The 12,851-nt window shown below is 64.0% G+C and carries 13 protein-coding genes; 11 read left to right on the top strand and 2 right to left on the bottom strand.

From position 1 onward, the window contains the following. Positions 1-103 precede the first annotated feature (103 nt). Positions 104-931 (top strand): flagellin domain-containing protein, encoded by an 828-nt coding sequence (locus AB6724_RS04425; RefSeq protein ID WP_369337303.1) that lies wholly within the window; start codon positions 104-106, stop codon positions 929-931. Between the two features lie 125 nt (positions 932-1,056). Here the strand turns inward: AB6724_RS04425 and AB6724_RS04420 are convergent, their stop codons facing one another. Continuing rightward, positions 1,057-1,659 (bottom strand): class I SAM-dependent methyltransferase, encoded by a 603-nt coding sequence (locus AB6724_RS04420; protein WP_369337302.1) that lies wholly within the window; start codon positions 1,657-1,659, stop codon positions 1,057-1,059. A 255-nt stretch (positions 1,660-1,914) separates the two neighbouring features. Here AB6724_RS04420 and AB6724_RS04415 point away from each other — a divergent pair, with 255 nt between their 5' ends. The 4 genes from AB6724_RS04415 (at position 1,915) to AB6724_RS04400 (ending at position 5,113) form a co-directional block, all read left to right on the top strand. Beyond that, on the top strand, positions 1,915-2,781 hold the full coding sequence (locus AB6724_RS04415; protein WP_369337301.1) for a flagellin domain-containing protein: 867 nt from the start codon (positions 1,915-1,917) through the stop codon (positions 2,779-2,781). A gap of 160 nt (positions 2,782-2,941) precedes the next feature. Continuing rightward, positions 2,942-4,339 carry a flagellar filament capping protein FliD gene (fliD, locus tag AB6724_RS04410; protein ID WP_369337300.1) on the top strand — a complete coding sequence of 466 codons (1,398 nt, stop codon included), beginning with the start codon at positions 2,942-2,944 and terminating at the stop codon, positions 4,337-4,339. Between the two features lie 60 nt (positions 4,340-4,399). Next, complete coding sequence (gene fliS, locus AB6724_RS04405; RefSeq protein ID WP_369337299.1) at positions 4,400-4,795, top strand: flagellar export chaperone FliS; 396 nt, start codon at positions 4,400-4,402, stop codon at positions 4,793-4,795. An 18-nt stretch (positions 4,796-4,813) separates the two neighbouring features. After that, on the top strand, positions 4,814-5,113 hold the full coding sequence (locus AB6724_RS04400) for a flagellar protein FliT (RefSeq protein WP_369337298.1): 300 nt from the start codon (positions 4,814-4,816) through the stop codon (positions 5,111-5,113). Positions 5,114-5,478: 365 nt separating this feature from the next. On the opposite strand, the gene fliE is transcribed toward AB6724_RS04400, so the two are convergent. After that, a complete protein-coding gene (fliE, locus tag AB6724_RS04395; protein WP_369337297.1) occupies positions 5,479-5,790 on the bottom strand; it encodes a flagellar hook-basal body complex protein FliE in 312 nt (103 codons plus the stop codon). A gap of 174 nt (positions 5,791-5,964) precedes the next feature. Between fliE and fliF the strand changes: the two genes are divergently transcribed. From fliF to AB6724_RS04365, 6 genes are read left to right on the top strand one after another with little or no spacing between them, the layout of a single operon-like run. Continuing rightward, on the top strand, positions 5,965-7,659 hold the full coding sequence (gene fliF / locus AB6724_RS04390) for a flagellar basal-body MS-ring/collar protein FliF (RefSeq protein ID WP_369337296.1): 1,695 nt from the start codon (positions 5,965-5,967) through the stop codon (positions 7,657-7,659). A gap of 40 nt (positions 7,660-7,699) precedes the next feature. Next, entirely contained in the window at positions 7,700-8,695 is a 996-nt protein-coding gene (gene fliG / locus AB6724_RS04385; RefSeq protein ID WP_369337295.1) for a flagellar motor switch protein FliG, read from the top strand. Further along, positions 8,688-9,494 (top strand): FliH/SctL family protein, encoded by an 807-nt coding sequence (locus AB6724_RS04380; protein ID WP_369337294.1) that lies wholly within the window; start codon positions 8,688-8,690, stop codon positions 9,492-9,494. The genes fliG and AB6724_RS04380 overlap by 8 nt, the downstream gene beginning before the upstream one ends. Continuing rightward, positions 9,491-10,882 (top strand): flagellar protein export ATPase FliI, encoded by a 1,392-nt coding sequence (fliI, locus tag AB6724_RS04375; protein ID WP_369337293.1) that lies wholly within the window; start codon positions 9,491-9,493, stop codon positions 10,880-10,882. Before AB6724_RS04380 ends, fliI begins: the two co-directional genes overlap by 4 nt. A 20-nt stretch (positions 10,883-10,902) precedes the next feature. Beyond that, the gene (gene fliJ, locus AB6724_RS04370) at positions 10,903-11,367 is read left to right on the top strand and encodes a flagellar export protein FliJ (RefSeq protein ID WP_369337292.1); all 465 of its coding nucleotides are present in this window, start codon (positions 10,903-10,905) and stop codon (positions 11,365-11,367) included. 2 nt (positions 11,368-11,369) lie between these two features. Beyond that, entirely contained in the window at positions 11,370-12,677 is a 1,308-nt protein-coding gene (locus AB6724_RS04365) for a flagellar hook-length control protein FliK (protein WP_369337291.1), read from the top strand. Positions 12,678-12,851 lie beyond the last annotated feature (174 nt).

Below are 12,851 nucleotides of genomic sequence, written 5' to 3'. Positions count from 1 at the left end.
GTGCTGGCAGGTTGATTGGGCCGACGCCGCCCGCTCCGCAAGTTGCGGAAGGATTGTGGCGGCGACCTTGGGTTCAAATAGATTTCATTGAGGAGTTACCGCCATGACCATGTCCATCAACACCAACCTGCAGTCGCTCAACGCTCAACGCAACCTGAGCACTTCGCAGTCCTCGCTGTCCACCACCATGCAGCGCCTGTCTTCCGGCCTGCGCGTGAACAGCGCCAAGGACGATGCCGCAGGTCTGGCTATCTCCGATCGCATGAACGCCCAGGTGCGTGGCATGAACGTGGCGGTGCGCAACGCCAACGACGGTATCTCCCTGTCGCAAACCGCTGAAGGTGCCCTGGGCAAGATCACCGACAACCTGCAGCGTATGCGTGAGCTGGCAGTGCAGTCCGCCAACGGCACCAACACCAGTGCTGACCGTGCCTCCATGGACAAGGAGTACACTCAGCTGGGTGCGGAAATCGCCCGTATCACCAACAACACCGAGTTCAACGGCAAGAAGCTGCTGCAGGCCGATGCAACCTTTACCTTCCAGGTGGGTGCTAACACCGCAGCCGACAACCAGATCTCTATCACTGCTGCGGCTGCAACAGGTTTCGGCGGTACTGCCGCCTCGACCGCAACGCTGGGCGTGGATGCGTCGGCAGCTTCGGCTCAAATGAACTCCATCGACGACGCACTGAAGCAAGTCAGCGACATGCGTGCGACTTTCGGTGCCGCCCAGAATCGTTTTGACGCCACGATCGCCAACCTGCAAGTGGCTTCGGAAAACACGGCATCGGCCCGTTCGCGTATCACTGACGCGGACTTTGCCAGCGAAACCGCCAACCTGAGCCGCGCCCAGATCCTGCAGCAGGCCGGCACCGCCATGGTCGCCCAGGCCAACCAGCTGCCCCAGGGCGTGCTGTCCCTGCTGCGCTGATCGCAGTGGACCATGCCAGTCGCTGCGGCTGGCATGGCAGGCCAACAAAAAAGGCAAGGCGCCCGCCAGGGCGCCTTGCCTTTTTGCGTGCATGCATGGCCGCCTTGGGGTAGGCGCGTCGTTGGCTACATGCGGAAATACTGGGCGGCCAACTGGTGGATTTCCGCTTCGCTGCGCGGGCTGTTGCTGGCGATGGCCCAGATGTCAAACACTTCGGGGCGGGCGATCGAGGCGACGATGGGAAAGCCTGCGGCGCGCAGGGCGTCGTTCATCGACTGCCAGGTGAAGCCGCTGCGGTGGGCCATGTAGAGATTGCCTTTTTCCATGGCGGGGCGATATCCGTACAGGACGTCCAGGGGGCTGATGGGGCCGGCAGGGGCGATATAGGCGGGCTCAGTCAGCTGGCCTTTGGCGACAAGGGCGCAGACGGATTGCAGGTCGGGGCAGGTGATGACGGCAAAGCCATCGGGCTTGAGCACGCGCCGGAACTCGGCCAGGGCCAGGGGCACTTCATGGGGGTAGAGGTGCTCGATATTGTGGCTGGAGAAGATGGCATCCACCGAAGCGTCGGCCACGGCGGACATATCGGTCATGGTGCCGATGAGATCGGGCTCGACGCTGGCATCAATGTCCAGGCGCAGCTCTTGCCAGGCGTCGGTGTTGAAGCCGGGGGTGGTGGTGCTCTTGCGCTGCGGGCCGCAACCTACGTGCAAAAAAGTCTGGGTCATGAGAGAAGTAGCCGGGCGGCGGCAGTGAATGGAAGATGGCTAAGCCTATCCATGCAGGTGGGAGCGAACGAGGGAAATTGGCGGTGGAAGCCGGTGTTTATCGCTGTTTAGGCGCGGCCCGGCATCAGCACAATGCATGGCATCAGATAGGTAGAGCTGGGCGATGTCTGGCGCTCTGTCTGACGTTCCAGTGGTCTTCAAGGGTGAGGGCTGCGGAGCGGCTAGCCATTGTTCGTGCCTAACGAGGAGCTGCCCATGGCATCCACCATCAATACCAATCTTATTTCGCTGAACGCTCAACGCAATCTCAATACATCCCAGTCATCGTTGTCGACAACCATGCAGCGCCTGTCTTCCGGTCTGCGTGTCAACAGCGCCAAGGACGATGCGGCGGGTCTGGCCATTGCCGAGCGCATGAACACCCAGGTGCGCGGCATGAATGTGGCCGTGCGCAATGCCAACGACGGCATCTCCATGGCGCAGACGGCCGAAGGCGCGCTGAGCAAGATCGGCGACAACCTGCAGCGCATGCGCGAACTGGCCGTGCAAGCTGCCAATGACACGAATAATTCCACGGACCGTGGCTCGCTGAACAAGGAATACCAGCAGCTGGCCCAGGAAATCGCGCGCGTGGTCTCCAGCACCAGCTTCAACGGCCGCCCGTTGCTCAACAATACCAATCCCACTACGTTCCAAGTAGGTGCGAATACGGGTGCGGACAACCAGATCGCGCTGGCCGCCGTGGACCTTGCTGCCGCATCGGCTTTGAATGTGGTTGCAGGCACTCCGGCCTCGCTCAACGGTGCACTGGGCTCCTTGACCGGTGCGGCCACCGCGGCGTCGGATGCGCTGGCGTCCATGGATGCCATCGACAAGGCGCTGGATGTGGTGAATGACAATCGCGCCACCCTGGGCGCTGCGCAAAATCGTTTCGAGGCGGTGGTCTCCAACCTGCAGGTGGCGGCGGAGAACCAATCCGCGGCGCGCTCGCGCATCATGGATGCAGACTTCGCTGCGGAAACCGCGAATCTAAGCCGCACGCAGATCCTGCAGCAAGCCGGTACGGCCATGGTGGCCCAGGCCAATCAGCTGCCACAGTCGGTTCTGAAGCTGATTCAGTAAAGAGCAGAGGTTAGGGCAGCTCTGCCCCTCAAGTTGGGAAAGAGCATGCCGATAAGAGGTTGACAAGACTTTCTGTACCCGAACAATGCGGGTGCAGACGGTTTGCATGGCCGGGTCAAGGCGGTTTTTGCCGGGGGCTGGTGGCTATAAGGAGAATGCTATGGGACTGACAGCAGCAGGCATCGGCAGCGGCTTGGATGTCGAGACGATGATTTCGAAACTGGTCACGTTGCAGAAGCAGCCTTTGCAGCAACTGCAGACCACAGCATCGTCCATCAACAGTCAGATATCGACGATGGGGTCTCTCAAGTCCCTGATGTCTACTTTGAAAGATACGGCGTCCAAGTTGACGGACAGCAACGCTTGGCAACTGACTACGGCGGCTTCGTCCAATGCGGCGGTTGCGGTCAAGGTGACGGGGGCGGCCACGCCGGGGGCGTCGGAAATCTCGGTGCAGCAGCTGGCGCGCAGCCAGTCGCTGGCGAGCGGGAATTTTGCGATTGCGAGCGGGGCTACTTCGGCTGTATTTGGTGCAGCAGGCAATTTGACGATCACGAATTCGTTGGATTCCTCCAAGACGACCGGGCCGATCGCCATCACGGCCGATATGACGCTGGACCAGGTGGCGGCTGCCATTAATCAGAAGTCGTCGGCCAGCGGTGTCACGGCTTCAGTGCTCCAGGATGCGAATGGTCAGCGTCTGGTGATGCGCTCCAAAGATTCGGGTGTCGCCAATGCATTCACCATCTCCGGTGATGGTGCGATTACGGATGCACTTGGCACCACGGGCACCACGCCCACTGCCGTACTGCAGGCGGCACAAAATGCCAAGGCCACGGTCAATGGCATAGCGGTGGAGTCGGCCACCAATGATTTCAAGCAGACCTTGCCCGGCCTGAGCTTCACGGTGAGCCAGGTGACGCAGGCCGGTGCGCCGGCCGTCGTGACGGTAACCTCCGACACCGACGGCATGAAGAAAAATCTGCAGTCCTTCATGGATGCATTCAACGCGCTCAGCTCCAAGCTGGCCGAGGTGACCAAATACGATGCCGACACCAAGACGGCAGGGGTCATGCAGGGGGATTCCACCATTGTTGGCCTGAACAATGGTCTGCGCGGGGTGCTGTCCTCCAGTCTGGGTGGGATCAATCTGTCGGATATCGGCATCCAGCTGGGCAAGGGTGGTCAGCTGGCGTTTGGAACCTCCTCGACCGATAAGGCCAAGCTGGAGGCTACTCTGCAGAACCCCGCCAAGCTGGCGCAAATGTTTTCTGCGCCGGGAGAGGATGGCAAGCCGGCGACCAAGGGTCTGGCGGTGAGGATGAAAGAGTATGCCGACCAGATGCTGACGTTTGATACCGGTCTGTTCGATGCCAAAAACAAGAGCCTGCAGAAGCTCAAGACACAGAACGGCAAGGACCAGGACAATGTGAACGCTCGGGCCGACGCCTTTGAGCAGCGCATGCGCGCGCAGTACACGGCGCTGGATACGAAGATGGGCTCCTATTCGGCACTCAGCGCCTATATGTCGCAGCAGATTTCGCAGTGGAACCGGTGATGAAGGCTTCAGTTCGTTGACAGGGTGCCGATATAGTTTGCACAGGCACCAGGAATTTATATGTATACATCGTCGCCATTCAATCGTCATGCCGCCAATGCCTACAAGCAGGTGGGGGTCCAATCGGTGGTGGATGGCGCATCGCCGCATACGCTGATTCAATTGCTGTTCGACGCGCTGGAAACGTCCCTGAATGCCGCTAAGGGAGCCATGCAGCGCGGCGAGGTTGAGGAAAAAGGCCGCCAGATCGGCAAGGCGGTGCGGATTCTGGAAGAAGGTCTCAAAGCGGCTCTGAATCCGGAGCAAGGTGGGGAGATCGCCGAGAATCTCGCATCTCTTTATAACTACAGCATCACTCAGCTGACGCTGTCCAATCTGCGCAACGACGTGGCGCTGCTGGAGAACGTCCAGTCGGTGTTGGCGCCCGTCGCGCAAGGTTGGCGGGAAATCGGATAGGTGGCTGCAGGTGAATAAATGGAGCACACATTGATCGACTTCTATCGTGCCATTGAGGAAAGCAGCGCCAAGATGCTGCAAGCCGCCCAGAACAAGGATTGGGATGGTGTTGCGCGTTGCGAGGGGGCTTGTGCAGTGCTGATTGAGCAGCTGCGCTTTCGCTCCCGCGACGAAAAGCTGGCGCCCGAGCAGCGCAAGGAAAAAGCGCGCATCATGCAGCGCATTCTGCGCAATGACGCCCAGATACGGGTACTGGCCGAGCCCTGGCTGGCCAGCTTCGAGCATATGTTCGACGGCCAGCCGCATGTAATGCACTGACGGACTGGCTTTTTCGGATCGTCAAAACCCCGCTGCGGCAACGTGGCGGGGTTTTTGCTTTTTCGGGGGATGCTCTGGGGATGAGCGGGCTTTGCTCCATGCTGTGTGGCCGGCCTGGCGAGCAGCAAGAGCATGGACGACGGAGTGTCTTTTCCGACTTCTGAAGCTCTGCTTGCCGGCGGATTGGCGGGGCTCCTGCTCTCTCTCATGGCGGGGCAGGCGGAGTGAGCGGCTCGCTATCTAGCGCCTGAAAAGATCCCAGAGCTGATGCAGAAAATACTGGCTGCTATGAAAAAAAGGCCCGCGCACCTGAAAGCACGCGGGCCAGCCTTGGAATGGCAAAGTAAGCGAAGAAGAAGGTCGGCTTACACCTGCATGTTCATGACGTCGGTGTAGGCCTGGACCAGGCGGTTGCGCACATGCAGGGTGGCCTGAAAGCCGATCTGGGCCTTCTGCAGGGCGACCATGGTTTCTTCCAGGCTGACGGCCGGGTTGTCGAGCTGCACCTCGCGCTGCAGAGCGCTGGTGTGGTTCTGCGCGGCGCTGACCGACTGCAGCGCGCTTTGCAGCGCTTGGCCGAAGCCGCCGGCGGCCACGGGCGTGGCTGCGGTGCTGCTGATTTTGCCGAGTGGGTTGCCCAGTTGGGCGGGGGAGAGGGCTGGGATCTTCAGGTCCATATCTGTATCCAACTGGGTTTGATGAATTGGTAGTGATCGTAGGTTTTCTGGGCTGCGGCAGACGGGTGATAAGTGGGTGAATCGGAGCGCTTATCGGAGGAACGCGGTGCGCGCGAGTCCGAATAATCCACCAGACGCTAGACCTCGTGTGGGGTCTGACACCATGGAATCAAGATGTCTGCTGTAGCTGAAGTACCTGTCACCAATGCCGCGCCTGCTGTCCGCCCTGCGATCGCGCAGCGCTGGAATGCGCTCGATCGTGGTCAACGTCTTCGCTGGGGCGCGCTGGCGGCGCTGGTGGCCACGGGCCTAGTCGCGGCCGCGGTGTTCTACCGCCAGCCCGATTACAAGCTGCTGTTCTCCAATCTGGGCGACAAGGATGGCGGCGCCATCGTGGCCCAGCTGACGCAGATGAACGTGCCCTACAAGTACAGCGAAGGCGGCGGCGCGATCCTGATTCCGGCCGACCGCGTGCACGATGTGCGCCTGAAGCTGGCGACCCAAGGCCTTCCCAAGGGCGCGGTCACGGGCTTCGAGCTCACGGAAAACAGCAAGTTCGGCATCACCCAGTTTCAGGAGCGGCTCAACTTCCAGCGCGGCCTGGAGGGTGAGTTGACCCGCTCCATCCTGGCGCTCAATGCGGTGCAGAGCGCACGCGTGCACCTGGCTCTGCCCAATCAGAACGGCTTTTTCCGCGAGCAGCAAAAGCCCTCGGCTTCGGTGCTGCTGAGCCTGCACCCGGGACGGGTGCTGGACCGTGCGCAGATCGCGGGCATCGTGCATCTGGTGGCCTCCAGCGTGCCGGAGATGGAGCCTTCGGCGGTCAGCGTGCTCGACGATACGGGCAAGCTGCTGTCGCAGTCGCCGGACGGCAATGCCGGCGGCGTGGACATGCAGCAGTTTCTCTACACCCAGCAGGTGGAGCAGCAATATGTGCGCCGCATCCTGGACATTCTGGAGCCCGTGGTCGGCAAGAACAATGTGAAGGCCCAGGTGTCGGCGGAGCTGGATTTCAGCCAGACCGAATCCACCTCGGAGCAGCACCGCCCCAACCAGTCGGCCAACGGTGGTGCCATACGCAGCCAGCAGGTGATGGAGTCGAGCAACGAGAGCAAGCCCGTGCCGCCCACGGGCGTGCCCGGTGCCACCAGCAACCAGCCGCCGCAAAATTCCACGGCTCCCATCAACGGCGCCAATCCCGCACCGCAGGCGGCCGACCAGGGCCGTAGCGGGTCGGGCGGCAACAAGCGCGAGTCCATCACCAACTACGAGGTGGACAAGACCGTCAAGGTCACACGTGGCAGCATCGGCAGCGTCAAGCGCCTGACGGCCGCCGTGGTGGTGAATGCCCCGCTGGCCGCGCCTGCCTCCGGCGACGCGGCAACCGCGGCCAATGCGGCGGCGGCCGGTGCCGGCATGCGCGCGCTCACGGCGCAGCAGCAGGAGCAGCTGCTGACGCTGGTGCGCGAGACCGTGGGCTACAGCGCTGAGCGCGGCGACTCGGTGAATCTGGTCAGCGCACCGTTCATGGACAACGCCTCCGCTCCTGCCGAGCCACCGCTGTGGAAGGACCCCGAGGTCCAGGCCATGGTCAAGAGCCTGGGCGTGCCGGTGGCGCTGGCGCTGTTTGGTGCCCTGGTCCTGCTGGGCCTGGTGCGTCCGCTGCTCAAGACGCGCAAGACGGCCCAGGGCGGCCAGCTCGACGCGATCGAAGGGGAGGCGCTGGATCGCCCCGCGCTGCCCGCGCCCGCAACCGATCTGTCGCCGACCAAGGAGCAGGTGCGACTGGATCAGGCGCGTGCGCTGGCCAAGCAGAACCCGATTGCGGTGGCCAATATCGTCAAGACATGGATCAACGGCGAAGGCTGATGCCGCGCCGCTTTGAACGAACACTACGGAATCGCTGGATATGGATGATCGAGGCCTGAACGACGCTGCCATCTTGTTGGTCTCCCTCGGAGAGGAAGAGGCCGCCGAGGTGTTCAAGCACCTCACCCCCAAGGAGGTGCAGAAGCTGGGCGAGACCATTGCGCGCATGCGCGGTGTGACGCGCGACAAGGTGGACTTTGTGATCGACCGCTTCACCAACGATGCGGCTTCGCAAAGCCTGCTGGTGGACGACGCCAGCGACTATGTGCGCTCGGTGCTCAAGCGCGCACTGGGCGACGACAAGGCCGCGCTGCTGATCGACCGCATCTTGCAGGGTGGCGACATCTCGGGGATTGAAAGCCTCAAGTGGATGGATCCGCTGTCCGTGGCCGAGCTGCTGCGCGGCGAGCACCCGCAGATCGTGGCCGCGATTCTGGTGCACCTGGAGTATGAGCAGTCGGCGGCCGTGCTGATGCAGCTGCCCGATCGCTTCCGCAGCGAGGTCATGCTGCGCGTGGCCACACTGGAAGGCATACAGCCCACGGCGCTCAAGGATCTGAACGAGGTGCTGTTCAAGGTGCTGGCCGGCGGCGACAAGGTGCGCAAGACCTCGCTGGGCGGCGTCAAGACGGCCGCAGAAATGCTCAACCAGATGGGCGGCAATGCCGATGTGGCGGTGCTGGACACCATCCGCAACTACGACCCCGAACTGGCCCAGAAGATTATGGACAAGATGTTCGTGTTCGACGACCTGGTCAAGCTCGACGACCGTTCCTTGCAGCTGGTGCTGCGCGAGGTGGTGGCCGAGACGCTGATCGTGGCGCTCAAGGGCGGATCCATGGAGGTGCGCGACAAGATTCTGGCCAATATGTCCATGCGCGCGGCCGAATCGCTGCGCGAGGATCTGGAGGGCCGGGGCCCGATGCGCCTGTCCGAGGTGGAAGCGCAGCAGAAGGAAATCCTCAAGGTCGTGCGCCGTCTGGTCGAAGAGGGCCAGGTGACGATAGGCGGTGGCGCGGAGGACAGCTATGTCTAAGGGGCTCTCGCGTTTCATCCCGCAAGAGGAAATCGACGACAAGAACGTTGTGCAATGGCGCTTCGGTGCCGTGGATGCGCCGGGTGCGGCTTTTACCCCTGCTCAGCCCAGCCAGTTTGTGCCCGCGGGCCTGCAGTTCAACGGCTTTGCGCCGACGCTCGCTCACCCGTCGCAGCTCCGGCCCGAGGTCTTGGAGGCCGAACCCCAGGAGTCCGCCGAGTCTGCGTTCGACCAGGAACAGCTGCAGCAGATGCTGGAGCAGGCCCGTGCGGAAGGCCATGCCCAGGGGCTGGCCGAGGGCCAGGCACAGGCGCAGCAGCAGTGGCAGCAGCGCCTGGATGATTATGTGGCCGGCGTCGGCCGCGACAATGCCCAGCGCGTGAGCGATGTGGTGCAGAGCCTCGAAGACAGCTTCCGGCAGATGCAGGCCGCTGCGGCGCAGGATCTGCTCAAGCTGGCCTGCGATATCGCGCGTCAGGTCGTGCGCCAGGAGCTGCGCAGCCAGCCCCAGGCCTTGCTGCCCGTGGTGCATGAGGCCCTGGACATGCTGGTCGAGGAAAGCCGGCCGGTTACCGTGCGTCTCAATCCGGCGGACCATGCCGCGCTCGACGAGGCCTTGCGCGCCGAGCATGGCGCACACAGCCGCATCCAATGGGTGGGCGACGCCGCGATTGCCGGCGGTGGCGTGAAGGTGGAGTGCGGCGACACCGAGATCGACGGAGGTCTGGACAAGCGCTGGCGCCGCGCGGTTGCGGCGCTGGGCCTGGTGTCCACCTGGTACGAAGGCGGCCAGCCATGAGCTCCAACCCCTGGCAGCAATTCATGGACCAGGCGCGGGCGCGCTATGCCCAGCCCGTGCCGCTGGAATCCCAGGGCCGGCTGACGCGCCTGACCGGCCTGGTGCTGGAGGCCACGGGCCTGCGTGTTCCCGTGGGCGCGCAATGCCATATTCACCAGAACGGCCAGGAGCCGGTGCTGGCCGAGGTCGTGGGCTTTGCCGGTGAGCGAGCCTATCTGATGCCCGCCGGGGATATCCAGGGCCTGTCCAGCGGCGCCCTGGTGCTGCCTGCCGCACCCTTCATCCCCGTGCCGCAGCTGGGCGTGGCCGAGACCGAGTCCGTGAATCAGGCCGTGGGCGTGCTGCGCCTGCCCATGGGCGACGGCCTGCTGGGCCGCGTAGTCGACTCCCAGGGCATGCCTCTGGACCATGGCGGCGCTCTCGACGGCGTGCTGCCCGAGGTGCTGGATCGCAATCCCATCAACGCCATGGACCGCGACCCGGTGCGCGAGTCGCTGGACACCGGCGTCAAGGCGCTCAATGCCCTGCTCACCGTGGGGCGTGGCCAGCGCCTGGGTCTGTTTGCGGGCTCGGGCGTGGGCAAGTCGGTGCTGCTGGGCATGATGGCGCGCTACACCCAGGCCGATGTGATCGTCGTGGGCCTGATCGGCGAGCGCGGCCGCGAGGTCAAGGAATTCGTCGAAGACATTCTGGGTGCGCAGGATCGCGGCCGTGCCGTGGTGGTCGCGGCCCCCGCCGATGCGCCGCCGCTGCTGCGCATGCAGGGCGCGAGCTATGCCACGGCGATTGCCGAGCATTTCCGCGACAAGGGCAAGCATGTGCTGCTGCTCATGGATTCGCTGACCCGCTATGCCATGGCCCAGCGCGAGATCGCCCTGGCGATTGGCGAGCCGCCCGCCACCAAGGGCTATCCGCCATCGTGTTTTGCCAAGCTGCCGGCACTGGTGGAGCGCAGCGGCAACGGCCTGCACGGCGTGGGCTCGATCACGGCTTTCTACACCGTGCTTTCCGAAGGCGACGACCAGCAGGACCCGATCGCCGATGCGGCGCGTGCGATTCTGGACGGCCACGTGGTGTTGTCGCGGACGCTGGCCGAAACCGGGCATTACCCGGCCATCGATATCGAGCAATCCGCTTCGCGCGTCATGCACAACGTGGTCACGCGAGAGCATTTCGAGCTGGCCCGGCGCTTTCGAGCCGTGTATTCGCGCTACCAAAAGGGCCGCGATCTGGTCCAGGTGGGCGCCTATGTGCCCGGCTCCGATCCGCAGCTCGACGAGGCCATTGCGTTGCAGCCGGCGATGACCGGGTTTTTGCAGCAAAGCATGTTTGAGAGCTCCAGCATGGAGCACAGCGTGGCGGGCATGGCCCAGGCCATGCAGCATTGATCAAGAAGGGGAACTGCCGCATGTCGTCCTTGAATGCCCTGAGCGTCGCCATCGAAGCCGCCGAGCGAAAGCGTGATGCGGCCCGCACCGCCTTGCAGGAGCGCCAGAGCGCGCAGCGTGCGGCACAGGCCCAGATGGATCAGTTGCAAGGCTATGTGCTGGAGATGCAGAACCGCTGGGGCGCCCAGGAGGGCCTGGCCGTGCAGCCCGAGGTCATGCATCACCAGTACCAGTTCATGGAGCGGCTGCAGCATGCGATCGGTCTGCAGACCCGCATGGTGGCCGATGTGGACATCCGCCTCGAGACGGCGCGCCAGGCCTTGCTGGCGGCGGAGCTGCGCGTGACCAGCCTGCAGAAGGTGGTGCAGGCACGCAAGCGCGACCTGGCGCTGGCCCAGATGCGCCGCGAGCAAAAAGACACCGACGAGCGCGCGGCGATCCAGTTTTTTCGGCGCAGCTTCGGCTTGCAGCTTCAGGAGGCCTGACCATGGCGGAAACCAAGATTGATACTCCCCGCAGCGGCGAGCTGCGCACCGCCAGGGTCGGCGCGCAAAGCCTGGCCTCGGCGAAAACCGCAGGGGCCGCAGGCGACGAAGCTCCGGGTTTTTCGTCGCTGCTGGCCGCGCTGGACGGATTTGCGGCCACCGGTCTGCAGCAGCTGGTGCCGGGCGAGGAGCCCGAGGAAAAGACGGCTCCCCAGGTTCTGGCGGCGCCGGAGCTGCAGCCGGGCGCCCTGCTGCATGCGCCCTGGATGAGCCTGGTCGGGCAGACTCAGCGACTGGACACGCAGGGCGATGCCGATCTGCGCCAGGGCGTGGCCGCGGACTTTCTTTCGGGTCGTGGCAGTGCGACCCTGCTCGCTCACCGCCAGGCTCTCGAGGTGGGCGGCGCCGATGCCGGCGCAGGAGCGCATGCGGCTTTTATGGCCAAGGACCTTCCGCAGAATCTGCAGAAAACCCAAGACAGTCAAGCGCCTGCAGCTATCAATTCTGTTAGCGATGCGACGCCGACCCAGGACCCGGACAAGAGTCCGCTCGCGGCCGAGCGGAATCAGCAAGGCCTGCAGCAGCTGGCGGGCAGTGAGCAGCCCGCGCCACGCGCGGAGTCGCTTGCGCCCCGGGTCCAGGCTCAGGCCGAGTCCGGCATCAGCCTGCAAGGCATGAGCGCCGTGCAGCCGCAGGCGCTGGAAGGTCTCAAGGATTTGCTGCGTGCCACGCGTTCCGCGCAGGCCGAGGGCGCTGCTGCGGACAGGCCGGCAGCGGCGTCCGGAGGGCACGAGCTGCTGACCGCCGCTGCGGCGCTTGGCGGAGCCATGGGCGCCGCAGGGGGCGGCATGCAGGGCCAGGGGCAGGATGCTTCGGGCTTGGCGCAGGCCGCTCAGTATGCGGCACCCACGGAGCGCGAGCAGGAGGTGTCCGAGCAGGTGGCGTTCTGGGTTCATCAGAAAACCCAGAATGCCGCGCTTTCGATCCAGCATGAGGGCAAGCCCATACAGGTCCAGGTCCAGCTCAATGGCCAGGAGGCCCATGTACGCTTTGCCTCCGACGATCCGCAATCCCGCCAGTTGCTGGCCGAGGGCCAGACCCAGTTGCGCGAGCTGCTGCAGGATCAAGGCCTGAACCTGGCCGGCGTCAGCGTGGACGCGGGTTCGGCCCAGCAGCAGGGCGCAGGCGGCAACCAGCCTGAAGAGCGCGGCACCGCCAAGATGGCGCGGGTGTCCGTGAGTGCCGCGGAGCTGTCCGGCACGGAGCCGCGAGCCCGCGCGCCGCAAGTCGGCGTGGATCTGTTCGTCTAGCCCGCGCCGGGCGGGCGCGGCCAGGTACAGCCCCGGGTGAGGGGCTGAGCCCGCTGCGGTCTGGGCGTCGTCCGGCACCATAGAGCGGGCCGGACGCGCGGTGAACCCCCGATCAATCAGGATTTCGCACTTTTATTCCGGCAATGGCGTCGGGGGCAGGCGGCCAATAATTTC

It is taken from the genome of Comamonas guangdongensis (assembly GCF_041079535.1).
GTDB lineage: Bacteria > Pseudomonadota > Gammaproteobacteria > Burkholderiales > Burkholderiaceae_C > Comamonas > Comamonas guangdongensis.
The sequence above is the reverse complement of the archived record's forward strand: the minus strand, read 5'-3'. Positions and strand labels throughout refer to the sequence as shown.